The organism is Arthrobacter sp. zg-Y40 (assembly GCF_020731535.1).
In the GTDB taxonomy this organism is placed as follows: Bacteria; Actinomycetota; Actinomycetes; order Actinomycetales; family Micrococcaceae; genus Arthrobacter_B.
In genome coordinates this window covers 195,521-219,374 of the sequence record NZ_JAJFZS010000011.1, presented here as the reverse complement: position 1 = coordinate 219,374, position 23,854 = coordinate 195,521, and the positions used below count along the sequence as shown (strand labels likewise).

Sequence of the window (23,854 nt, the reverse complement as noted above, 5' to 3'; positions counted from 1 at the left end):
AACGGCGCACATGGGCCGGACAGCGGACGTGGATCCCGGTGCGGGTGGCGCCGCGGAGTGGTGATGTGACAGTCTTCTCGGCGGGAACGCCCGCCACCGCACCGCGGTTGGGGCGGGGTAGTCGAAGGGACAATCCGTGGAAGCGAATGAATGACCCGCGCATAGACCGGAGGGATCCCGGTCAACCGGCTTCCGCGGATACGTCCCCCGAAGGCGGCGAAAACCACGGGCCGGACCTCGCAGACCTGGTGCGGCGCAGCGGCAACGGAGATGAAGCGAGCTTCGCGGCGCTCTATGACGCCACCTCCTCGAAGGTCTACGGCTTGGCGTTACGCGTGGTCCGGTCCCCGGAGATCGCCGCTGAAGTTGTCCAGGAGGTATATCTGATGGCCTGGCAGCAGTCGGAGCGGTTCGATTCGGCGCTGGGCTCGGTACCGGCTTGGTTGTGCACCCTCGCCCACCGCCGGGCCGTGGACCGGATCCGCCAGTTGGTCCGTGAGCGTGAGCGGGAACAAACCTATGAAGAAGAGCGGACCGAACCGCCAGCTGACCAAACCTGGCAGGAAGTGGAACAGAGTATGGACGCCCACCAGGTCCGCGACGGGCTGGATACCCTCAGCCCCCTCCAGCGCGAGGCGGTGGCATTGGCCTACTATCAGGGATGCACGCACCGTCAGGTGGCCGAGCACCTCGGCATTCCACTGGGCACGGCCAAAGCCCGGATCCGTGACGGGTTGAAGAGTCTCAAATCAGTGCTGGGGGGAGAACGGTGAACAGCTCAGACCGCCATGTTGGCGCCGACACCCTCCATGAGCTGGCGCCGCTGTATGCCGTGGACGCCCTTGAGCCGCAGGAACGCGCCGGCTTCGAGCAGCACCTGGCAAAGTGCCCGCAGTGCCGGGCCGAGGTGGCGGAGTACGCCGAGGTCGGCGCCTATCTGGCAGCCCAAACACAGGAAGAGCCTCCTGCGGAGCTGCGCAGTTCGGTGCTAGCGGCCATCCACGGCACCAAGCCGGGGCAGGTGGCCGAGGTCGCTTCCCTGGACGAGCGGCGACGGAGCCGCCTTCGTTCCCTGCTGGCCGCGGCGGCAGCCGCCGTCCTGATTCCGGGCATTGCCCTGGGCGGTTGGGGACTGGGCGTCCAGTGGGAGCAACGGCAGCAGGAGCAGTCCGCAGCAGCCGAACAGGTCCGTGAGAATTCTTTGTTGTCCGCACCCGATGTCACGACCCACCGGCTGGACGTGAACGGTTCGCCGGCCACACTGGTCATCTCGCAGGACCAGGACGCGGCGTTATTCGTGGCCGGCGGCCTGCCGGATGCGGGCGAGGGTGAGGAATACCAGCTGTGGCTGCTTGAGGACGATACACCCATCCCCAATGTGCGCTTCACCGGCGGTGATGTCCGGATCTGGCTCGACGGCGATGTGTCCGCGGCCGGGGCAGTGGCCATGACCGTGGAACCGGAGGGCGGCTCGGAAGCACCTACGCTGCCGATCCTCGCCGTCGCCGAACTCTAGCATTCACCCGTGCGGCCCAAGGGCTATTCGTAGCTGAAGAACCCCTGCCCGGTCTTGCGGCCCAGCTCGCCGCGGGCCACCTTGTCGCGCAGGATCTGCGGCGGGGCGAACCGGTCCCCCAGCGTGGAGTGCAGGTACTCGGCAATGCCAAGCCGCACATCCAGCCCCACCAGGTCCGTGGTGCGCAGCGGTCCGGTGGGGTGCCGGTAGCCCAGCGTCATGGCAGCGTCGATGTCCTCGGCGGAGGCCACGCCTTCCTCCACCATGCGCATGGCTTCCAGGGCAATCGCAACACCCAGGCGGGAGGAGGCGAAGCCGGGGGCGTCATGGACCACGACGGCGGTTTTGCCCAGGGCGCTGATCCAGTCCCGGGCGGTGCGGGCCAGTACGTCGGAGGTGGCCGCCCCCAGGACCAGTTCCACCAGCTTGGAAGCAGGCACCGGGTTGAAGAAGTGCAGGCCGCAGAAGCGTTCGGGGCGGGCCAGTTCGGCGGCCAGCTTGTCCACGGACAGGGAGGAGGTGTTGGTGGCCAGCCAGGCGCCGTCGTCGAGGTGTTCCTCCACAGCCCGCAGCGCGGCAGCCTTTAGCGCGAAGTCCTCCGGCACCGCTTCCACCACCAGCCCGCAGCGGGCAAACTCGGCATAGTCCACGGCAAACACGGCACGTTCGGCCAGCTCGCGTGCGCTTTCATCGGTATCGCCTCGTTCCACGCTTTTGGCGAGGGACCCGGTGACACGGGCGCGGGCGGCGTCGGCGGCGTCCCGGTCGCGTTCCACCACCACCACCTCCGCCCCGGCGAGCAGGAAGGCATGGGCTATGCCGGCGCCCATCCGTCCGCCGCCCAGTACACCCACCCGGTCCGGAACGACGGCGGTGTTCTCGTTTTCATCGGTCACGGCCGGTCTCCTTGCGGTCCAGGAACGCCTGCATGCGTTCAAACTTGGCGGCGGATTCAAACAAGATGCCCTGGGCCAGGTTGTCGATCAGCGGGTGGGCCTCCCGCGGAGCGGAAAACGCACTTTTGGTCAGGCGGAGGGCCAGCGGATCGGCGGCACCGATCCGGTTTGCGAGCGCGTGGGCGGCCGGCAGCAGCTGGGCCGGTTCGTGCAGTGCGGTAACCAGCCGTGCTGCGAGTGCTTCATTAGCGTCCAGGATCCGGCCGGCCAGCAGCATTTCCTTGGCCAACGGTTCCCCCACCAGTTCCTTCAACCGCCAGGTGGCACCGGCGGCGGCCATAATGCCCAAGCCTGCTTCGGGCTGGCCGATCTTCAGCCGCGGAGTGCCCAGCCGGAAATCGGCAGCATAGGCCAGTTCAGCGCCTCCGCCCAGTGTGTACCCGTCCAGCGCGGCAATCACGGGCAGCGGCAACGCGGCAAGGCGGGCGAAGATCCCGGAGTTGATGCCTGCCAGCGCGTCGTCGCGGCGCCGTTCGCGCAGCTGGGCAATGTCGGCTCCGGAGGCAAAGACTCCCTTCCCCGACACCTCGGTGCCGGAGAGGATCAGCGTCCGCGGCCGGCGTTCAAGCTCGGCGCATACTGCGTGGAGTTCATCCACCATGAGCTGGTCGATGGCATTGCGGACCTCGGGCCGGTTCAGCCGGACATGGATCCGGTCATCTCCCTCGGTGACCAGCAGCGTCGAAAATCCGTCCAGCGCTGCAGCGCCTGGCGGGCGGTTTGTCACGGCGGCACGTCCTTTCGTTCCCAGCGTCGAAAATCCGTCCAGCGCTGCAGCGCCTGGCGGGCGGTTTGTCACGGCGGCACGTCCTTTCGTTCCCGCCCGCGTCCTTGCAGGCTGTCCCGGTCCAGTATTACCCAGCATGCCCGTCCGATATGACACGGCTCACTGGGTTCCCGGTGCCGGGTTCTGATCCGCCCAGCGGATCAGCTCACGGGTCATTGCCCGGTAACCGTCCCGGGTGGGGTGCAGCAGCTCCTGGTCCGCGGCCCGTGAGCCGGCTGCCTCCAGCAGGCCGGAAACGTTGGCGGTATGGACATACGGGTCCCGGCTACAGGCGCCGTGGCCGGTCAGGGCGCCCTCCACCGCGTCCACGTAGAAGATGTTGGCGGCAGGGGAAGCAACCACGGCGGAGCGGATGGTCGCGTTCAGGTCGGTGATCAGCTGGCGGGCGAAGGCCTGTTCGCCGGGGTCCAAGCGTCCGCAGCCGTCCTGCGGAGCATCGAACAGCTGCGGATACGGGAGCACCAGCACCGGTACGGTGACGGCGGCCGCCGTGCGGGCATAGGCCTCGGCCAGGGCCGGCTGCAGGCCGGCGAGCTGCTCTGCCGCGTCCTCCCGCAGCTGCGGGTTCTCGCTGCAGGACTGTGCCTCGAGCAGGCACGCCTGCAGGAGGCCGGCGAAGTCCAGGTCATTGCCGCCTACTGAAAGCAGTACAAGCGTGGGGTCTGCGGCTTGGAGCTGTTCGAGCTGGGCGGGCACAGATTCGGCGTCCCGGCCGGAATCGCCGGTCACGAGTTGCTGCAGCGCTTCAAGGTGGCCGGTGGTGGCACGGGAACAGGCGATATTGGCTATGTTCTGCGGTGCAAACAGGTCCGTTCCCACCGGGTGCAGGCTGCGGTGGCAGGAATCGCGGTAGCCCGGAACAGCCGGCCGATAATCTCCGGCGCCTTCACCCGCAGCGAAGGAGTCGCCCAGCAGCACCAGGCGGCCGGCGTCGCCGCTTCTGCCGGCCAGCCAGCCGGAGGGCACCGGGAGGGCCGTTGTGGAGGACGGGGCCGGCGTCGAGGACGGGGCCGGCGTCGAGGACGGGGCCGGGATTGGCGCTGCAGAGCTGGAGCCGGCTGGCCTTGGCGCGGATGGGGCGGGCCGGTGCTCCGGTGTGGTGCCCGAACAGGCAACCAGGAACACGGCCATGCCCGCGGCGGCCGCCGTCCTGCGCCGTACCCTCATGTTCCTGCGGTACCGCCCGGAGAACGGCAGTTTCGGTGTCCTCATAACGCCTCTCGGGTGGTGTCGGATGAAAAGGCAGCCGGCGCCGTCGCTGGTGCGACGACGCCGGCTGCCGTGGTGCGGTACCTACTGCTGGCGGCGGTTCAATGCCTCATTCACGGCCGGATCGCCCAGCTGGCCAAGCCAGCTGAGCAGATCCGGGTACGTGGACGGGTTCGCCGCCACCGCTACCCGCGCCCGCGGATGGGTGGCCAGCTCCTGCAGCCGGGCCAAAGGCGTTGCCGGATCCGCTGCTTCTGCCAGGAGTGCGGCATCGGGATCGGCAGCGGGGACGCGGCGGACGGTTTCTTCGGTCGCTTCCTCGTCGGCGGGCTGCTGAGGCTCGGCCGGCGCCACGTGTGCTGCCTGCTCCTGGACCGGGGCCTGCTCCTGAGGTGCCTGCTGGTGCTGCGGCTGCGCAGGTGCCTGCTGGGTTCCCTGAGCGGACTGCTGCCCGGGGAACTGCTGGCCCGGTTGTCCGCCGAACTGCGGCGGCTGCTGACCCTGCGGACCGGCAAACTGCCCGGGCTGTGCCGGCTGCTGGAACGGAACCTGCTGCGCACCGTAGAGAGCTGCCGGCGTCGGAATGCCCGGAGTGTGCGACGGCGCCTGCTGGCCCGGAGCTCCTGCAAAGTTGAACCCGGTACGGCTGCCGGCAGCAGGCAGCGAGGTGAAGTGTGCGCGGACCGCACGGTTCAGCCACAGCACGGCAAGCACACCGAAGGCCAGGATCCAGCCAAGCACCAGGACCATGGACTCGACTGGCGAGCTGGGAATACCCTCACTGAACGGTGAGCCGTCGGATCCCGCGACCGCCCAGACAATCATCAGGATCAGGGCAATAACGAACAGCCCGACGGCGTAGGCACTGCCCATCACGAACGTGGACCGCCCGTCGCGGTAAAGCAGCCGCGGCGCCAGCACGGTGCCGACGGCCGCAACGAGGCCCAGAATCAGCGTAACTACCCAGGGGGCAATAACGTCGTACTCGTTCGCCAAGGCCACGGTCAGGCCCACCAGCGAAAAGACCACGACGGCGCTGGACAGGAGCAACGCCAGGAACAGGAACGGCTTGAGTGCAGCCTTGCGGTCGCCGGGGGCCGGGACAGTACGTTCCGTGAGACGGGCAACAGACGGTGCTGACATCACAACGCCGAACGCCATCCAGAACATCTGAGGGAAGCCGATCCAGCTCGGGGTGACTGAGATGTTGAAGGCATCGGCGCGGGTTAGCGAAATAAGGGCCAGGAACGCGGTGCCCACGCCCAGGACGACACCCAGGAAACGCCAGGGGTCTTCCCCACGCCGGACCCGCAGTGTGATGAAGGCCAGGATGAATACGGCAAGGCCCGAACCCAGGATGGCCAGGACCAGGCTGACCCCCATGTGGTCCACATCGATGTCCTCCGGCACAATCTGGATCGCTGCTTGGACAAGGTCAACAACTACGACAACTGCGGCGAGACCCACCACGCCAAACGCGATGAACAGCCAACGCCGGTTCCGGGCGCCGTCGGCATCTCCATCGGCAATTTCCGCGCGCCGCGGTTGTGCGGCAAGCAGCGCTCCGGCCAGGCCGAAGGCCACCGCTGCGCCCAGCCCGTAGAAGTCGGAGTAAGTGTCCTTGGCCAGCATGCTCAGGACCAGGTACACGAGCACCAGCACCACGTACGGGACATTGGCCAGGAGCCTGATGTCCTGAATGGCCCGGTAACCAACTTTCTGTCCCAGCATTCCGGCACGCCAGAGGTAGCTGACGCCAAGGGAGAGCATGCTGAGGATGGTGATCAGCAGGACGTCGACCCGGCCCCAGGCCTTGGCCTCGTTCTCTTCGTAGGTGTCAAGTCCCCAGCACCAGGTCATAAACAGCGAGAAGAACAGGGCCAGGAACGCAATGCCGTCCCGGACATAGTCGCTGACCGGGACGCCGGCAAAGGCGGACGGACGCTTGGGCGCCTGCTGCACGGGCGGCTGCGGGTAACCCTGCTGCGGGTACGGGTAGCCCTGCGGCGGCTGGCCATAGCCCTGCGGCTGCGGCTGGGGCTGGCCGTAACCCCGCGGCAGGCCCGGCTGGCCGTAACTCTGCGGCGGCTGCTGGCCATAACCTTGCTGACCGGGTTGCGCGTATGCCTGCGGCTGCCCCGGCAGGCGATAACCCTGCGGCGGCTGCTGGCCGTAACCCTGCCGCTGACCCGGCAGGCCGTAACCCTGCGGCTGACCGGGCTGCGCGTAACCCTGCGGCGGCTGCTGGCCGTAACCCTGCGGCTGACCCGGCTGACCGTAACCCTGACCCGGCTGCGCGATGCCCTGGGGGTGGCCTGCGGCGGGGGCACCGGCGGGGGCAAACTGCGGCACACGTACCTCGGCGGCGGCTGCAGGGGTCCCCGCGCCGGCGGACTCCGGTCCGGCCGTTCCGGCTTCGCCGGCAGGACCGGCCGCAGGAGTTTCTCCGGAAGGACCCGAAACGGGCTGCGCCGGGGCGGAGCTGGTTTCCGGCGAAGTGTCGGCGCCCATGGCGTGCCCGCACTCCGGGCAGAACCGGCCTCCCGGTTCTTGTGGTTTACCGCATTCTGGACAGAATTTCATGGTGCCTTCCCTTGGGTTTCTACGTCGTGTGCGCCGGCAGTCGCCGGGAAATCTTGAAGACTGGTGCACCCGCACCGGGACGGGCATGCCGTCCCGGTGCCGGTGCACGTTACTTGCGTTCGATGCTGATGTTGTAGCTGAGCATCATGGAGCCGTCACCGCCGTCGATCATCCGGACGGTCATGGTGTGGCCCTTGCCGTCATTGGGATACGGGATGGGGAGCTCACCGCGTCCTCCCTGCGCAATGTCCAGCTTGTGTTCCTGGCCGTCCAGGGTCACGCCGATGACAATCGGTGACGTGGAGGAACCCATCACAGTCACCACGGCCTCTGACTCGCCGTCGCTGGCGGCCATGTCGTGGCTCATGGTTTCCCCTGGCATCAGCAAGCCGTAGGCAGAGTCCTCCGGGGCGTCAGGCGCCGTCGAGGGCGAGGCGGAGGGTGACGGCGTCGTCGAAGGCGACTTCGGCGACGTCGACGACGAATAGCCGGCGTCCTCGGTCAGCGTGAGTTCCTTGGAATAGTTGGTGTCGCTGCCGTTTTCGGCAAACTCGCCGTCCCATTCATAGCCGGCGAAGACCACTAGCTTGTAGTCGCCTGCCGGAATCTCGTCGCCGTAGCCCAGGGTGCCGATCTCTTCCTTGCCGTCCTCGGAGTACACGGTGATGGTGCCGAACTCGTATTCGTCATCGGCCGTCAGTTCCATGTCCTCATCCAGGCTCAGGGAGAGCACCGCGTAACCAGCCGAGTTGAACTCCACTTCAGTGGCTTCATCAAGCACGATATCTCCGCTGGGATCCTCGCTGCTGGCGAGTTGCATCAAGGCCAGGGCCTGCTCCCGGGTGAGCGAATCCGACCACCGGATCATCCAGTCAACAACGGTGTCCTCCATGCTGACCCGCCATTTGCCGTCCTCTTTGACCGTGGTCAGGGAGAACTCCTTGACCCCGCCGAACATCTCCGGCGACGCGTTCGAGGAGTAGCCGGAACCGTTCAGGCAGAAGCTGTCCGAATCTGTTTCACCCTCGATGCAGTCCTTGGTCACTGTGATCTCGTCGCCGTATCCGCTTTCCAGCGTGATGTTCTCGACGACGGCGCTGGCACGGTCTCCGTCCGTTTCACCTTCGGAGAAGCGCACGTCGCTCACGTTCAGCTCTTCCCCGGCCACACCCTCCAAGACCGAGTCGAACATTTCGCCGTAAAGGTACAGGAGGCCGCCTTCGTGGACGGACAGTGTTCCGGCCAGCGGCTCCACGCTCCCCTTGTCCATCACCTCGGGCAGCGACTCCACCATGGCCTGCGCCGCCTCGGCGGGACTGTTGCTGCCGCCTGCGGAATCCGGCACGGAGCCGTGGCCGAAGTCTTCGCTCTGGTTGACCATTTCCACCACGCTGTACGTGGGGCTGATGTACCAGCTGCCGTCACGCTTGGTGGCGACCAGCGTGAGGGCCGATCCGTCCGGTCCCAGCTCAGACAGCTTTGTGGTCTCGTCAATCTTTTCCTCGCCCGCGTCACCGGATGCGTCCAGCAGGGACCGCAGCTGTCCGTTGGTGGCGTCCGGGTCCATCTGCACCCGGACTTCACCCTCGGTGTACTTGATCAGGGCCGTGTTCTCGTCAATCTCGGTGATTTCCGGCGCAACGTCCGTGAAGGTGATGTCGACGCCGTCGAACGTCAGTTCGTCCTCGTTTTCTTCCTCGCCGCGGCCAACCTTGTCCATGGCGTCTTGGATCCCGAATTCGTCCATCTTCTCTTCGACGTGTTCCTGCAGCCGCTGAAGCGGCTCACGCTCGTTCGGGGGAACCAGCCCGACCAGGGACACCACGTCCTTGGATTCGATAGATTCCAACAGCTTGTCTGCTGCAGCCTCCGGGGAGCCGGCGCCGCCGCGGACGATGTTCTGCACAAAGAAGTACGCTCCGATGCCCAGGGCAAGCAGGATCGCCAGGACCACAACCAGGATGATTACCTTGCGGTTGGTTTTTTTCGGTTTTTCGGAGCCCGACGGCGGCACACCGGGTCCGGCGGGGGCGTTGCCGTTGTTGTTCGCGCCGTTGCCGGGGCCGTTGAAGTTATTGCCGTTGCCCGGGCCGTATCCGCCGGGATTGGCGGAAGCGCCAGCACCCTGGCCCGGGGCGTGCTGGGCGAAGCTTCCGGCCGTTGCGTAGGCGCCGGTGGGGGCGACAACGGGCGGATCAAATACCGAGGTTGTCGGGGTGGACGCACCCGCTTGGGCCGGGGGCTGCTCGAAGCGCTGCGTCGGCTGGGAATCCGTAGGCCAGGGGGTCGGCTGCTCGAAGCGCTGCGTCGGCTGCTCATTTTGGTCCCCGGAACCGGCTGTGCGCGAAGCATCCGGGTCGGCAGGAGCTGCGGTTCCACTGTCATGCTGCGCCGGCTGAGGCGCCTGGCAGTTGGTACAGAATTTCCAGTGCGGCTGTAGTGCAGCGCCGCAGCTCGTGCAGTTTTTCAATTCTCCCCCAGGTAGTTACGCCCGGAAGGAGTAAGTGATGGTCCCCCCGAGCCAACAGATACGTATCGCAGAAGACCCTAGCACGCTGTTCATCGGTTACAGCGGCGCCCAACCGGCCGGCGGCTATCCAACGGACCGCCGGCCCAATCCCAACTACTTCGCGATGAGTTTTCGGTCCACAACTTCGGTCCGCAAGACGGTGGCAAGGTCCTGCACGGTCGTGGATATTCCGGTGTTGCGCTTGACCTCTTTACGGATGGCATCAAGAACAGTGTCTGAAAGGAGAATCTCCAGCAGGGCCTCAGGAGCAGTTGCAGCACTGTGCCGCCAGAGGTCATCAATGCGGCGCCGCTTGAGTGCCTCGCGGTGCAGGTAGAAGAGCTTTTCAGCTTTCGCCTCGATGCTTTCCGGCCCCAGCAAGTCCACTTCAAAGGCCATGTCCACAACAACGGGCAGTCCGCCCGTCAGGTGGTAAGCACGCCAGACCTGGCCGTTGGTCAGGATCATCCATTCAACGCCCTCATTTACCGCGTACATCTGGACCTGACGGAGATGCCGCTCGTTCAGCTTTTGACTGATGCGCTTCACCTCAATGAAGCCCACCAGTTGTTTGTCGATGCGGACCCCGTAGTCCGCGAAATCCTGTTTCACCATGTACTCGGTGGTGAGGTCACGGAACTTGTCGTACCCCAAGCCTTCACAGAGGAGGTCGGTGACGACCAGCCGCGTGTCGCCTTCATTAGCATCCCGCTCGAGAAGGTCCCGCAGCGGTTTAGCGAATTTCTTCACCGCGGCAGTGACTTGTTCCCTTGCATCAGATTCCCACTTGGTCATCCGGTTGGTGGTACCCGCGGGCTTGATCTTGGCGACTACCGTCACAGCCCCCTTTTCGTCACCGGGCTCCGCAGGGGCAACATCCACCAAGCTGACCTCCACGGCTGCCGGCTGACCAGAGACCGGCACGGGAGCAAGCGAATCGGCCGCCACGCCACTGGCGGTGGCAGGAGATTCGGCAACGATCGGTTTCTGCTGGCCAGCCGCTGCTTCTGCAGCGAAACCGAGAGGACGTGCAAGTTCGATTGGCAGTTGCAGATGCGGCGCAGCAACACCAAACGCCGCTTGTTTGAGCAGCCACTGAATAGTCGCCAGCCACGGCTCCACCGCCTGCCTGTCAACCTGGTCCGTGGTGGCATCCTTGAGCAGGCTAATGGTCTTCAGGTCATCCTCGGAAGGGACTGCATGCCCCGTGGATGCTGCTTCCTGTGCCCATGCAGCCAGTACCGCCAACCGTGCTTCGAATTTGGCATCCACCAGATATCCCCCTATAAAACGGCGCGCGTCGACCGCGGGCTTTCTTTTTGGCTCTTTCCTGCAAAGACTATCGTCCGGTTCCCCCAAACCTAGCCCTCCCGTCCCCGAGGCTGAACACCGGAACACTCAGGACACCTGACCGGTCCGTTCCCTGGAATGGAACTCCCCAACAATCACAAGATCCCCATGCAGGAGACCGGCGAACGGAAAGGCACAAATTCTCGGTTTTTTCGCAGGTGTCCCTATCAAGCAGCCGTCCCGCTGATCAGAGTGCAGTGAGTGCCGCTTAGACGCGAGTCTTGGGGCATCTGCTGCTCACTGTTTTGGTGGGAAAGCGTCTCAGGGAGCCTCGACACGCGAAGGGACGGTCTTGTGTACAGATAACGGGGTTATAGGCCGGCGATAAGCCCGTTATCTGTACACAGGTGGGCAGCAGAGGCGGCGAATACACCCAGCACACACGGGTTCCCACGCTCTGTTACTGGAGTGATTCGAGGGAAACCACCAGCCTCACCAATAACAGAGCGTGGGAAAACCTGCTCACCTAAGAAGCAGCGCCCCGCACTCCCCCTCGCCGACCGACCCCGGCCCCTCCCGCCGACCTGCCGACCGACCCGACCCCGGGATACAGGACATCCCGCCGCCCAGGTCCTGGTGCAGCGGGATGTCCCTTAGTTATGCAGTTAGTTGCAGTTAGTTGCAGTGATGCAGTGAGTTGCACCCGCCTCGGCTCGAGGCCGTGCAAAGCACAATCGGCCTGCAGCTAGGCTCCGCGCCGCGCGAGGGCCTCGTTTACGCCGGCGTCGTCCAGTGCGGCCAGCCATTCAAGCAGTTCCGGGCCTGCCGCGGGGTTCGCGGCAACGGCAGGCCGGGCCAGGGGATGATCGGTCGCCAGTTCCTGGAGCCGCAGATGGCTTGTGCCCGGATCCTCCGCTTCGGCAAGGATGGCCACCTCGGCCGGATCCACCTGCGAAGCCGGGGCAGCAGAGGCGCCGCCGCCAACAATGTCGGCCGCCGGAATGTTCATCACGGGGCTGGCGATCCGGCTCCCCTGGTCCTGGGGCAACGCCTGGTCCTGGGGCAGCGCCTGGTCCTGGGGCAGCGCCTGGTCCTGCGGCTGAACATGATCCTGGTCCTGAGTGTGGTCCTGAGTGTGGTCCTGCATGCAGTCCTCCTTCAAACGGCGCCTTGGTAAGTAGGCTTTCCTTTATCCTTCCAGACGGCGGCCGCCCCTGCCCAATCAAGCGCCTCAGCAAGCACCCCAGGACCCCGGCCCTCAGACGCCGCGCCGCGCGCCGCGGCACCGCCCCGCTCCGGCGTCCCCGCCGCCGCTACCGGTGGTAGTTGCCCGCGCCCTTTCCGGTGCGACATACTGAACCCCTAATTCCGTTTGGAACAAAGCCATCCTCTACCTAGTTTTTGCCTACCCCGGCCACCGGCTGCGTGCAGGAACTGAAGGAGCTGCAAGCAGAGTGTTTCTCAAGACTTTCGGTTGGTCGTTCGCCATTACGGCCGTCGCGCTGGTCATCGCGTTCTTCTACGGCGGGGTAGAGGCACTTGTCCTTTGCGCCATCCTGGGTGTTCTCGAAATCAGCCTCAGCTTCGACAATGCCGTGGTCAACGCGCGCATCCTCGAAAAAATGAGCCCCTTCTGGCAGAAGATGTTCCTCACCGTCGGCATCCTGATCGCCGTCGTTGGCATGCGCATCATCTTCCCGCTGCTGATTGTGGGCATCAGTGCCAGCATGAACCCCATCGATGCGCTGCAACTGGCCCTGGAAAAGGGCGACCCGGAGCAGGAAGGCACCTACGGGTACATCCTGCACGAGGCACACCCGCAGATCGCTGCCTTCGGCGGCCTGTTCCTGCTGATGATCTTCCTGGACTTCATGTTCGAGGAACGCGACATCCGCTGGCTGCGCTGGCTTGAGGCCCCGCTGGGCAAGATCGGCAAGATCAACGGCGCTTCCCTCGTGGTTGGCCTCGCCGCCCTGCTGGCCGCAGCCCTGCTGGCCGATGACAAGCACACCACCGACATCTTCATTGCCGGTGTAGCCGGCCTGATCACCTACCTGCTGGTCACGGGGCTGGGCGACATGTTCGACGTCGACGGCGATGAGGATTACGACGCCGACGACGCCGAGGCGCACGAGCCGAAGAAGGGCCCCAACGGTCTGGTCAAGGCCACCGGCAAGGCCGCCTTCATGCTCTTCCTCTACCTGGAAGTCATTGACGCGTCCTTCTCCTTCGACGGCGTCATCGGCGCCTTCGCGATCACCTCGGACCCGATCATCATTGCCCTCGGCCTCGGCCTCATCGGCGCCCTGTTCGTCCGGTCCCTGACCGTCTTCCTGGTCCGCCAGGGCACCCTGGACGAGTTCGTGTACCTGGACCACGGCGCACACTGGGCCATCGGTGCCTTGGCCGCCATCCTGCTGCTCACCATCGAGCTCGAAATCAACGAGGTCATCACCGGTCTGATCGGCGTGGTCTTCATCCTCGCCGCCCTGACCTCCTCGATTGTCCGCAACAAGCGCGTGGCAGCGGCCAACGCCGCCAATGAACCCGCGTACACCAAATAACAAAGGAGAATCATGGGCCTGAGCCTGCAGAAAGGTCAGTCGCTGTCACTGACGAAGAAGGACGGCGGCGCACTGAGCAAGACGCGTCTGGGACTGGGCTGGGATTCCGCAGCCCCGGTCAAGCGTGGAATCTTCGGCACCAAGAAGGCCGCCGAAGTGGACCTGGATGCCTCAGCCATTTTCTTCGATGCCAACGGCAACGCCGTTGACCAGGTCTGGTACGGCCAGCTGGCCAGCAAGGACGGCTCCGCCAAGCACACCGGTGACAACCTCACCGGTGCCGGCGAGGGCGACGACGAGGTCATCTTGGTGAACCTGCAGGCCGTCTCCCCCGCCGTGCAGCAGATTGTCTTCGTGATCTCCAGCTACAGCCGGCAGACCTTCGACCAGGTGGAGAACGCCTTCTGCCGCCTGATCGACGACTCGACGCCGGGCAGCCCCGAAATTGCCCGCTACCAGCTGACCGACTCGGGCACCCACACGGCCATGGTCATGGCGAAGGTGTCCCGCGACGGTTCGGGCTGGAGCTTCACCGCTCTCGGCGAACGGGCCCAGGGCCGCACGGTCATGGACCTGATCCCCACCGCCGCCCGCTCGCTCTAACCACACGTCTCAAAGGAGAGCACCTTGTCCAGCCTGACATTGTCCAAAGGAAGCAACCTTTCCCTCACGAAGGCCGATCCGGGGCTGGAACGGGCCCTGATCGGCCTGGGCTGGGACCCGCGCACCACCAGCGGGGATCCCTTTGACCTGGACGCGTCGGCACTGCTGCTGGGCGCCAACGGCAAGGTGCGCTCCCAGGACGACTTCATCTTCTACAACCAGCTGTCCGCCAAGGACGGCTCGGTGGTCCACCAGGGCGACAACCGCACCGGCCTGGGCGACGGCGACGACGAGCAGATCCTGATTGACCTCAGCATCCTGACCGACGACGTCGACCGCGTGGTCATTGTGGTTTCCATCGACCAGGCCGAAGCCCGCCACCAGAACTTCGGCCAGGTGCGCGACGCGTACTGCCGGGTGGTCAACCAGGACACGGACGCGGAAGTGGTCCGCTACGACCTCAGCGAAGACGCAGCAGCGGAAACCTGCATGATCTTCGCGGAGATCTACCGCAACCGCGGAGAGTGGAAGTTCCGCGCCATCGGCCAGGGCTACGCCTCCGGACTGTACGGAGTCGCCACCGACTTCGGCATCGCCCTCGACTAAACCCATCCCCCGTACTAGGAGCTGAATACCATGGCAGGTCTGACCCTCGCGAAGGGCAACAACCTTTCCCTCACCAAGACCGACCCCGGGCTGCAGAAGGCCGTTGTCGGCCTGGGCTGGGATCCCCGCACCACCACGGGCGAACCCTTCGACCTCGACGCCTCGGCCCTGATGATCGGCGCCAACGGCAAGGTGCGGTCCTCCGACGACTTCATCTTCTACAACCAGCCCGCAGCCAAGGACGGCTCCGTCACCCACCTGGGCGACAACCGCTCCGGCGCCGGTGAAGGCGACGACGAGCAGATCCTGCTGGACCTTACCTCCATGGCCGCCGACGTCGAGCGCGTGGTCATTGTGGTCTCCATTGACCAGGCCGACGTGCGCCACCAGAACTTCGGCCAGGTCCGCGGTGCATACTGCCGGGTGATCAACCAGGACAACGACTCCGAGATTGTCCGGTTCGACCTCAGCGAGGACGCCGCACCGGAAACCTCCATGATCTTCGCCGAGGTGTACCGCAACAACGGCGAATGGAAGTTCAAGGCCGTGGGCCAGGGCTACGCTTCGGGACTGGCCGGAATTGTTACCGATTTTGGAGTCCAGCTCAGCTAGGCTCTAGCTTCTCAGCTACACCCCTGCGGGGAGTGCTTCCGCGGGCCGGAACACTCCCCGCACCCATACCGCAGCTCACCTTACGAAAAGGCTGGACCATGACTTCACCGCTGACTCCCCCGGACGCCTCCGAAGCCCTGGTGCTTCAGGCACCCGAACCGCCCGCCCCGGTAGCGCCGAATGACGCTCCCGGAATGGTCCCGGTTCCGGAAGAACGCCGCAAGGAAATTGCCGCCCAGGCGCGTTCCTTCATGGAGGAAGTATCCAAGCTGGACGCCCGCAGCCCGGAGTTCACCGCCCAGGTGGATTCCATCAACAAGCTGGCCGGACAGGAAATGACCACGTCCGCCGGCTACTCCAGCCGCCTGCTGGACCGCTCCTCCACCTCGGTGGCCGGCGCCAAGCGCTCCGGCAACGACGCCCAGAAGAAGGTCGCCACCACTCTGGGCGACCTGCGCAGCACCGTGGAGGACCTGACCCCGAACCAGGCGAACCTGGGCACCGGCCGCAAGATCCTGGGCATCATCCCGGGCGGCAACAAGCTGGCCAAGTACTTCCAGAAGTACGAGTCCGCGCAGGTCCAGCTGGACAAAATCATCAAGTCGCTGATGGCCGGCCAGGACGAGCTGCTCAAGGACAACGCCTCCCTCGCCGGGGAAAAGGTGGAGCTGTGGAAGACCATGCAGACCCTGAGCGAATACTCCGTGCTGGCCGAGTCCCTGGACGCCGCCTGCGTGGAGAAGGTGGACAAGCTCAAGAACTCCGGGCAGATTGAACAGGCCAACGCCCTGGAAGCGGACGTGCTCTTCCCCATCCGGCAGCGCCGCCAGGACATCCTGACCCAGCTGGCCGTCTCCGTGCAGGGCTACCTGGCCATGGACCTGATCCGCAAGAACAACGTGGAACTGATCAAGGGCGTGGAACGGGCCCGCACCACCACCATTTCGGCACTGCGCACCGCCGTGATCGTGGCCCAGGCACTGGCGAACCAGAAGATGGTCCTGGACCAGATCGACGCCGTGAACGCCACCACGAACAACATGATCCTGAGCACCAGCGAAATGCTCAAGGACCAGACGGCGCGCATCCACCAGCAGGCCTCCAGCTCCGGCGTGAGCGTGGAGACCCTGCAGCGGGCCTTCGACAACGTGTTCCAGACCATGGACGCCATCGACAACTTCCGTTCCGAGGCTGCCCGCAACATGGAGGGCACGGTGAAGTCCCTGGAGAGCACCATCACCCAGGCGAAGCCGTACCTGGAGCGCTCCCGCCAGAGCGAGTCCCGCTAAATGCCGGGCAGGGCAGCTTCCATGCATGAGGTACGGCCGTGGCGATAGGCAGGTTCTTCGGGTCCCTTTTCGGCAACACGCCGGAACCGGTGGCGGAGCTGGCGCAGCAAGGCGACCAGCCGCCGTCGGGCCCCGACGCCGAACACCGGGAGACCGTACGGTCACTGGTGAACCTGCGCACCGCCGTCCGCCGCGCCGGAGCTGCCCTGCCGCCGATGGTCTCTTCCATGGTCCGGCAGATCGATGACATCCTGGCCCCGCTGCTGGAGTACGTGGGCAGCAACGGCGCGTCCACCGAGCAGCGGGTGCTGCTCAACGCCATCATCACCAACTACCTTCCGACTCCCCTGCGGGCCTACGTGGCCCTGAATGACCGGGAGCGGACCGACGATTCCGAGGCCACCGCATTGCTCGTTGAACAACTGACCATCCTCGAGGGCATCGCCCGGGATTTGGAGAACCAGGTCCGCACCGGTGCCATCGCCGAGCTGTCCACGCACGGCCGGTTCCTGGATGACAAGTTCTCCCCCTCCTCCCTGACCTTTGGGGAGCAGTAAATGGGTACCCTGGTGGCCGGCGCCAACGCCGCCCTGACCGCGGAAAACCCGGGCCTGACCTCGGTGCTGGTGGGCCTGGGCTGGAACGTGATTCCCAGCCGCGGACCGCAGTCCGAGCTGGTGCCGCTGACCCTGCTCTGCGGCCCCGACGGCCGGGTCCTCTCCGATGACCATCTGGTGTTCTTCAACCAGATCGCGAGCCCCGAGGCTTCGGTGCAGTTCGCCGGCGACGAGGACGAGGAACAGATCGACGTCGACCTTTCCCGGGTGCCCGAGTCCGTTACCAAGATTGTGTTTGCCGTCTACGCGGACCCCGAACTGCGCGGCCCGGGCACCTTCGCCGCGGTGCGCAGCGCCTACATCCGGGTGGCCCGGGCCGACGGCGGGGAACTGGTCCGCTTCGACCTGCCCGCCGCCAACCGGGACAGCATCACCGCCATGATGTTCGGCGAGCTGTACCGGCACCGCAGCGACTGGAAGTTCCGGGCCCTGGGCCAGGGATACACCACCGGGCTCCGCGGGCTCGCCGCCGACTTCGGATTCGACCTCTAGGCAATGGCCGTGAACCGTTCGCGTGCCGTGCGCACCGACCTCCCCTACCTGAGCCGCCGGGTCAAGCCGCGTGCCGCGGCAACCTCGGTTGCTGCTGCACCGGCCGCCTCGGCGCCGGTTTCGCCGTCGGCTCCGGTCCCGTCCGGGACGCCGGCAAGCCCGCCCCGCACGACGTCGGCTCCCGCAGCTCCGGCCCCGGGTTCCCTCTCGCTGTCCCCGCCCCGGCAGCAGACGGCACCGCCCACGGTCAGCACTTCGCTGTCCCTGGGGCTCTCCCCCAACGCCGAGGCGCACAGCAACCGGGCCACCGCCAACGACGCCGGCTCCCGCAGTTCCGAGTCCCGCGGTTCCGGGGCGCCGTCGTCGTCCGCGCCGTCGTCCCCAGCCGCGCCCGCGGCCTCACCCTCCGCCCCCGCCCCGCTGCACACCCGGCTGTTCCCCGCCCCGGGCATCAAGGAGCTGCGCACCCTGGACACCGGCAACCCGGTCCTGCGCCTGACTCCGATGGAATCGGCAGTGGGCAGCCTTGCCGTCGCCGGGACCATCCGCGCCGTCTGGGAAGGCCGGGACTTCAGCACCGGCAGCCAGCCCGCACCCGGTCCCGGAATCCCCGCCGACGCCCTCGAAGGCGTGGCCGTGGACACCCCGGGCAACCGCCGGCTGGTCAGTTACGAAGATGACCTGGCCCTGATCGCGCTGCGCCATTCCGGAATGCTGCGCCGGGCACTGTTCTTCCCCAAGCCCAAACAGCCCATGAACGTGGGCCTGTTCAACGGGGAATCAGTCACCATCCCGGAAGCGGCCGGAGAACGCAGCTTCTACGTGCTCTCGGTCCTGCGGATCGGCAACGTGCTGGAGCTGCGCGCCGAGGTGATGCCCTACGGCATGGAACTGAAATCCATCTGGGAGGCCTTCGGATTCAGCATGACCGCACGTTTCCCGTTCCGGGGGAATTGACGCCGTGCGCCACTTCTCCAGCCTCAGCGAGGCCGAAACCGCCCGCCTGTTCCACCGTCCGCCGCAGGATCTGGGCCTGGATTCCGACCCCGGCCTGCTGGCTACTGCGCTTGGCGCCACCCTGTACTGCCCCGGCACCCGCCCGGACCTGGTCAAGGATGTCCGCAAGCAGGCCGCCCGCGGCGTGCTGAGCATGGTGCTGTGCCTGGAGGATTCCATTGCGGACGCCGATGTTCCGGCGGCGGAAACCAATGTGGTGGGCGCCCTGGTCCAGCTGGAGCGGGAAAGCCGGAGCGGCGGCGCAGCGGACCTGATGCTTTTCGTCCGGGTACGCACCCCGGAACAGCTGCTCAGCCTGGCCGAACGCGCCGGCACGGCACTGGACGTGCTCACCGGGTTCGTAATCCCGAAGTTCGAGAACACCACCGGGTCCGCGCAGCGTTTCCTGGACGCCCTGCACACTGTGAACGCGGCGCGTGAAGCTGCCGTGCCGGGCACCCGGCCGCTGCGGATCATGCCGATCCTGGAATCGCCGCTGATGATCCACGCCGAGACCCGCACCCACACCCTCACCGGGATACAGGACGTGCTGCAGGCAAACCGGGCGGATGTCCTCGCGGTGCGGATAGGCGCCACGGACATGTCCAGCGCCTACGGGCTGCGCCGGTCCCGGGACCTGACCATCTATGACGTCAAGGTGGTCTCCGCGGTGATCGGCGACATCGTGAACATCCTGGGCCGGCCGGACGGCTTCATCATCAGCGGACCGGTCTGGGAACACTACGGCTCCGGGGAACGGGTCCTGCGGTCCATGCTGCGCTCCACCCCGTTCGCGGAGGCGGACGAGCTGGGCCTGCGGCAACGGTTGCTGACGGCGAACCTGGACGGGCTGATCCGCGAGATCGAACTGGACCTGGCCAACGGCCTGCTCGGCAAAACCGTTATCCATCCCTCGCACGTTCCGCTGGTCCACGCCATGTCCGTGATCAGCCACGAGGCCTACCTGGACGCCCTGCACATCTCCGGTGCGGCCGGCGGCGGGGCGGCGGCGTCCCCGTATAAAAACAAGATGAACGAAATGAAACCGCATCAGGCGTGGGCAGCTTCCACCCTCGTCCGGGCCGCCGCCTTCGGTGTGGCCGCCCCCGACACCACCTATGTAGATCTTCTGGAAGCGAGCATGAATTGAGCCAGCACCCCTGGACCGGCGGGTTTGTCCACGAGGCCCTTGGCGTGCGGATCACCTCCGACCCCTCCGCGCTGCTGCCCGTGGAAGACCTGGTGGGCCTGGCGCTGCGCCGGAACCCGCGCCGGGCGCACCTCTTGGTCTCCCGCGTGCTGGCCAAGCACGTCCCCACCGAACCCGCCCTGGTGCTGGCCGCCGGCGAGCTGCTTGGCTCCCTGGCCGGCGCCGCGCTGGGCAGCACGGTGAACGAGGCCGTCCTGTGCTCGGTCGCGGCCGAGGTGCAGGCGGTGCTGCGCGGTGAAGGCGCGGCGGTCGACGGCGACGCCCGCGGCGCCGGCGCCCGCCCGGCTGCGGGCCGGTCGGCGCGCGCCCGGCTCATGCATGCCCGGGAACAGCTCTGGGACCTGCCGATTTCCCACCCCGAAGTATTGACCATCGGGTACGCGGAAACGGCCACCGGGCTGGGCCGGCTGGTCGCGGACACACTGGGCTCCTACTACATCCACTCCACCCGGCACGCCCCGGACGGCGCGCTGGCCTACGGCGCTTTCGAGGAAGCCCATTCGCACGCCACCTCGCACCGCCTGCTGCCCACCGACCCGGCCCTGCTGAACGGCAACGTCCCGGTGGTGCTCGTGGATGATGAGCTCAGCACCGGTGCCACGGTCATCAACACCATCGCCGAACTGCACGCCGCGGCCCCGCATCCGGTGTACGTGGTGGCCTCGCTGATTGACCTGCGTTCCGACGCCGACCGGGCGCGGTTCGACGAGCTGGCCGCCGCGCTGGGCTGCCGGATCGAAGTAGTTGCCCTCGGCACCGGCCGCATCGAGCTGGGCGAAGACATCCTGGCCCGGGCGCAGCAAGTCATCGCTGCCCTGCCCGCCGCCGCAGCAAACGACGGCGCTGGCCCCGCGGCAGTGGAGGCGACGGCGCAGAAACCGGGCACGCTGACCGTGCTGGACGCAGCGAAGGACTGTCAGCGGCCGCTGCGCAGCGACCGGTTCGGCAATCCCGCGGGAATGTCCTCTCAGTACCTGGGCACCCTGCCCGAGGCCCTGCCGGGCGCCGTGTCCGGCGAGGACCTGGCCGTCGTCGCTGCCGCGCTGCGCGCTGCCCTGCCTTCCGGCACCGGGCCGGTGCTGGTGCTGGGCTGCGAGGAATTCATCCACGTGCCCCTGACCGTGGCCAACGCCCTGGCCGAAACCGGTCCGGTGCGTTTTTCCACCACCACCCGCTCCCCCATCGTGCCCATCGACCGGCCCGACTACGCCATCAACAACTCGGTGGACTTTGCCAGCCATGACCTCACCGAAGACGGCCCCGGCCCGCGGCACGCCTACAACGTCGGCCCGCGGCTCGGCACGGTTCAGGGCACGGGAGAGTCCGCGGTCGGTTTCGACAGCATTGTCCTGGTGCCCGAACCCGGGACGGATCTGGCCTCCATCACAGGCCCGGGCAGCGTCACCGAGGCGCTGCGCGCGGTGACTCCCGCCGTCGTCGTGCTGCTGGCCCCCGCGGACCTGCCCGCCGCCGATGAGTGGGCCGGACACCCGGCAGCCGCTCCCGCCGCGGTGCCGTTTTCCCCGGTGCCGGTCGCCGCGGTACCGGTTTCCGCGGTGCCGCTGACGGGACCGGAGTTCGGCTCCTATGCTGCCGAGGACGTGACCTGGCTGCTCAAGGACCTGCGCGATGCGCAGCTGGAGGCACCCACGGCCGAGCGGGAAGCGGCCATCCAGTCCGGCGGCGCGAACTATGCCGAGTCGCTGCCGATGGAATACCTGCCCTCGGCCCAGTACCAGGACCTGTACGAGGAGGCCCTGGTCCGCTCCGCACCCCGGGTGGCCGCCGCCGTCGGCACCGTCACCGAACTGGCGCTGGCGGCCCGCAACCGCGAGCCGGTGCTGGTGTCCCTGGCCCGGGCCGGTACACCCATCGGGATCCTGATGCGCCGCTGGGCGCAGCAGATGCACGGCCTGGACCTGCCGCACTACACCATGAGCATTGTGCGCGGGGTGGGCATGGATGAAACCGCGCTGCGCTACCTCGCCTCCCGGTACGATCCGGCGCGGATCCTGTTTGTGGACGGCTGGACCGGTAAGGGAGCCATCACCCGCGAGCTGACCGCCGCGCTGGAGAAGTTCGAGGCAACCGACGGCGTACGGTTCTCCGCGCAGCTGGCGGTGCTGGCCGATCCCGGGCATTCCGTGGAGCTGTTCGGCACCCGGGAGGATTACCTGATCCCCTCGGCCTGCTTGAATTCCACCGTTTCGGGCCTGGTATCCCGCACGGTGTTCAACAAGGAACTCATTGGACCGGAGGATTTCCACGGCGCGAAGTTCTACTCCCACCTGGCCGCAGCGGACGTTTCCCGGGACTTCCTGACCGCCGTGTCCGCGCATTTCGACGCCGTTCGGGCCGCCGCCGTCGCGCACGCCGCCGAGCTGGCCGGCACCGACCGGACACCCACCTGGGTCGGCTGGGCCGCGGTGGAACGGCTGAGCGAGGAGTACGGCATCCAAAACGTGAACCTGGTGAAGCCCGGGGTCGGCGAGACCACGCGGGTGCTGCTGCGCCGGGTGCCGTGGAAAGTACTGGTGCATCCGGCGGCCCGGACCGACGTGGCACATGTGCTGCTGCTGGCCGAACAGCGCGGCGTGCCGGTGGAGGAAGTCCCGGACCTGCCGTTCAGCTGCGTGGGCCTGATCCATCCCCGGTTCACCGCGGGGGCGGTGGGTGCGGATGGCAAGGCTGTTGCCGGTGCAGCGGCCGGCGCAGGGGCTCCAGCCGGTTCCGGAGCCGCCTCGGGGGCCGACGCGTGAGGACCCTCTTCGCCTCGGACCTGGACCGGACACTGATCTATTCCGCCAACGCCCTGTTCCTGGACACCGAGGATGCCGCCGCGCCGGGCCTGGTGGTCTCCGAGGTGTACGAGGGCAAACCGCTGTCCTTTATGACCCGTGCGGCCGAGGACCTGCTGGTGGCCGCCGCGGAGGCTGCGGTGTTTGTTCCCGTGACCACGCGGACGGTGGCCCAGTACCGGCGGATCCAGTTGCCCGCTCCGGCACCGGAGTACGCGGTGACCACCAACGGCGGGGTGATCCTGCACCACGGGGAGCCCGACGCCGACTGGCAGGACAAGGTCCGTTCCCTGGTGGCCGGCGGCTGCGCTCCCCTGGCCGAGGTGTCGGCGCATCTGGCCCGCCCGGAGTTCGCCGCCTGGACGCTGAAGCTGCGCACTGCCGAGGACCTGTTTGCCTACGCCGTGGTGGACCGGGCGGCGCTGCCGGGGCAGTTCCTGCTGGAGCTGGAGACCTGGTGTGCGGAGCGCGGCTGGACTGTCTCGCTGCAGGGCCGCAAGCTGTACTGCGTGCCGGTGCCCGTGACCAAGCAGGATGCCGTGGCCGAGGTCGCCCGGCGGACCGGGGCGGAGCAGATCATCGCTGCCGGGGATTCACTGCTGGACCGGCCGATGCTCCAGGCCGCCGATGTCGCCTTCCGCCCCGCGCACGGCGAACTGGACGACGCCGGCTACCGCGAGCGGCACCTGCAGGTCACCGCGGCCCGCGGAGTGCTGGCCGGGGAGGAAATCCTGCGGCGGGTGCTCGGGCTGGTGCGGGGCTAGAAACTGATGGGCGGCGGGGACGGGACCGGTCCGGAGACCGGCCGGGTAATGCCAAGCGTCCCGGCCGCGTAACTGAGGAATTCCTCTATCCGCCGGTTGAACGTTTCCGGCACCCCGAAGGACTTGCCGCTGCCAACGCGGAAACCGAAGGTGTCGCGGGCATACACGTCCACCGCGGTGCCAGTATCGAACCCGGAGGCAGTGAACGTCAGGGCGATCGGCAGGTGCTTGCGCCCTTCTTCGGTCATGTTGCCCCACATCCGGTATTCCGCATTGGACCCGAGGTGCACCTCCACCGAGGACTTTTCCCGCCGGACATCTTCACCGTGAAAGGAAAAGGCCGCGGCCAGGGTTGCCAGGACCGCCTGCGGAGGCTGAGGCGCTGTCCACTGTTCCTTCTTCTCCACAATCGGTTTGGTGCTGAACAATGCCATGGCAATTCCCCCTTTTGAT

21 protein-coding genes are annotated in these 23,854 nt (G+C 66.7%); 13 read left to right on the top strand and 8 right to left on the bottom strand.

Going from position 1 to position 23,854, the window contains the following annotated elements; translation table 11 throughout:
* Window positions 1-146: 146 nt before the first annotated feature.
* Together LJ754_RS12420 and LJ754_RS12415 are read left to right on the top strand one after the other, a co-directional pair.
* A complete protein-coding gene (locus tag LJ754_RS12420) occupies window positions 147-773 on the top strand; it encodes a sigma-70 family RNA polymerase sigma factor (protein WP_227913369.1) in 627 nt (208 codons plus the stop codon).
* On the top strand, window positions 770-1,516 hold the full coding sequence (locus LJ754_RS12415; protein WP_227926833.1) for an anti-sigma factor: 747 nt from the start codon (window positions 770-772) through the stop codon (window positions 1,514-1,516). The genes LJ754_RS12420 and LJ754_RS12415 overlap by 4 nt, the downstream gene beginning before the upstream one ends.
* Before the next feature lie 23 nt (window positions 1,517-1,539).
* Here the strand turns inward: LJ754_RS12415 and LJ754_RS12410 are convergent, their stop codons facing one another.
* The 7 genes from LJ754_RS12410 to LJ754_RS12380 all read right to left on the bottom strand — a co-directional run bounded on the left by LJ754_RS12410 (window position 1,540) and on the right by LJ754_RS12380 (window position 11,997).
* Window positions 1,540-2,346, bottom strand: a complete 807-nt coding sequence (locus tag LJ754_RS12410) for a 3-hydroxyacyl-CoA dehydrogenase family protein (protein ID WP_231706335.1) — start codon at window positions 2,344-2,346, stop codon at window positions 1,540-1,542.
* Window positions 2,347-2,401: 55 nt separating this feature from the next.
* Complete coding sequence (locus LJ754_RS12405) at window positions 2,402-3,199, bottom strand: enoyl-CoA hydratase/isomerase family protein (protein WP_227926831.1); 798 nt, start codon at window positions 3,197-3,199, stop codon at window positions 2,402-2,404.
* Between the two features lie 159 nt (window positions 3,200-3,358).
* The gene (locus tag LJ754_RS12400) at window positions 3,359-4,471 is read right to left on the bottom strand and encodes a GDSL-type esterase/lipase family protein (protein ID WP_227926830.1); all 1,113 of its coding nucleotides are present in this window, start codon (window positions 4,469-4,471) and stop codon (window positions 3,359-3,361) included.
* An 81-nt stretch (window positions 4,472-4,552) separates the two neighbouring features.
* Window positions 4,553-6,979, bottom strand: a complete 2,427-nt coding sequence (locus tag LJ754_RS12395; protein ID WP_227926829.1) for a DUF7937 domain-containing protein — start codon at window positions 6,977-6,979, stop codon at window positions 4,553-4,555.
* A 181-nt stretch (window positions 6,980-7,160) separates the two neighbouring features.
* A complete protein-coding gene (locus LJ754_RS12390) occupies window positions 7,161-9,521 on the bottom strand; it encodes a hypothetical protein (protein ID WP_227926828.1) in 2,361 nt (786 codons plus the stop codon).
* Window positions 9,522-9,674: 153 nt separating this feature from the next.
* A complete protein-coding gene (locus tag LJ754_RS16960; protein WP_227926827.1) occupies window positions 9,675-10,832 on the bottom strand; it encodes a type I restriction enzyme HsdR N-terminal domain-containing protein in 1,158 nt (385 codons plus the stop codon).
* Window positions 10,833-11,595: 763 nt separating this feature from the next.
* Window positions 11,596-11,997: a variant leucine-rich repeat-containing protein gene (locus LJ754_RS12380; protein WP_227926826.1), complete on the bottom strand. Its 402-nt coding sequence runs from the start codon at window positions 11,995-11,997 to the stop codon at window positions 11,596-11,598.
* A 307-nt stretch (window positions 11,998-12,304) separates the two neighbouring features.
* Here LJ754_RS12380 and LJ754_RS12375 point away from each other — a divergent pair, with 307 nt between their 5' ends.
* From LJ754_RS12375 to LJ754_RS12325, 11 genes are all read left to right on the top strand, one after another.
* Entirely contained in the window at window positions 12,305-13,414 is a 1,110-nt protein-coding gene (locus LJ754_RS12375) for a DUF475 domain-containing protein (protein ID WP_227913377.1), read from the top strand.
* A 12-nt stretch (window positions 13,415-13,426) separates the two neighbouring features.
* A complete protein-coding gene (locus LJ754_RS12370) occupies window positions 13,427-14,017 on the top strand; it encodes a TerD family protein (RefSeq protein ID WP_227913378.1) in 591 nt (196 codons plus the stop codon).
* A 24-nt stretch (window positions 14,018-14,041) separates the two neighbouring features.
* Window positions 14,042-14,623, top strand: a complete 582-nt coding sequence (locus LJ754_RS12365) for a TerD family protein (protein ID WP_227913379.1) — start codon at window positions 14,042-14,044, stop codon at window positions 14,621-14,623.
* A gap of 30 nt (window positions 14,624-14,653) precedes the next feature.
* Window positions 14,654-15,235: a TerD family protein gene (locus LJ754_RS12360; protein ID WP_227913380.1), complete on the top strand. Its 582-nt coding sequence runs from the start codon at window positions 14,654-14,656 to the stop codon at window positions 15,233-15,235.
* 98 nt (window positions 15,236-15,333) lie between these two features.
* Entirely contained in the window at window positions 15,334-16,524 is a 1,191-nt protein-coding gene (locus LJ754_RS12355; protein WP_227913381.1) for a toxic anion resistance protein, read from the top strand.
* A gap of 38 nt (window positions 16,525-16,562) precedes the next feature.
* Window positions 16,563-17,081: a hypothetical protein gene (locus tag LJ754_RS12350; protein ID WP_227913382.1), complete on the top strand. Its 519-nt coding sequence runs from the start codon at window positions 16,563-16,565 to the stop codon at window positions 17,079-17,081.
* Window positions 17,082-17,633, top strand: a complete 552-nt coding sequence (locus LJ754_RS12345; protein WP_227926825.1) for a TerD family protein — start codon at window positions 17,082-17,084, stop codon at window positions 17,631-17,633. It abuts the gene before it with no gap.
* Between the two features lie 9 nt (window positions 17,634-17,642).
* Window positions 17,643-18,590, top strand: a complete 948-nt coding sequence (locus LJ754_RS12340; RefSeq protein ID WP_227926824.1) for a hypothetical protein — start codon at window positions 17,643-17,645, stop codon at window positions 18,588-18,590.
* A 4-nt stretch (window positions 18,591-18,594) separates the two neighbouring features.
* Complete coding sequence (locus LJ754_RS12335; protein ID WP_227926823.1) at window positions 18,595-19,779, top strand: HpcH/HpaI aldolase/citrate lyase family protein; 1,185 nt, start codon at window positions 18,595-18,597, stop codon at window positions 19,777-19,779.
* Window positions 19,776-22,598: a phosphoribosyltransferase domain-containing protein gene (locus LJ754_RS12330; protein WP_227926822.1), complete on the top strand. Its 2,823-nt coding sequence runs from the start codon at window positions 19,776-19,778 to the stop codon at window positions 22,596-22,598. Before LJ754_RS12335 ends, LJ754_RS12330 begins: the two co-directional genes overlap by 4 nt.
* The gene (locus tag LJ754_RS12325; RefSeq protein WP_227926821.1) at window positions 22,595-23,401 is read left to right on the top strand and encodes an HAD family hydrolase; all 807 of its coding nucleotides are present in this window, start codon (window positions 22,595-22,597) and stop codon (window positions 23,399-23,401) included. Before LJ754_RS12330 ends, LJ754_RS12325 begins: the two co-directional genes overlap by 4 nt.
* Here the strand turns inward: LJ754_RS12325 and LJ754_RS12320 are convergent.
* Window positions 23,398-23,835: a hypothetical protein gene (locus LJ754_RS12320; RefSeq protein ID WP_227926820.1), complete on the bottom strand. Its 438-nt coding sequence runs from the start codon at window positions 23,833-23,835 to the stop codon at window positions 23,398-23,400. The genes LJ754_RS12325 and LJ754_RS12320 overlap by 4 nt on opposite strands.
* Between the last annotated feature and the right edge of the window lie 19 nt (window positions 23,836-23,854).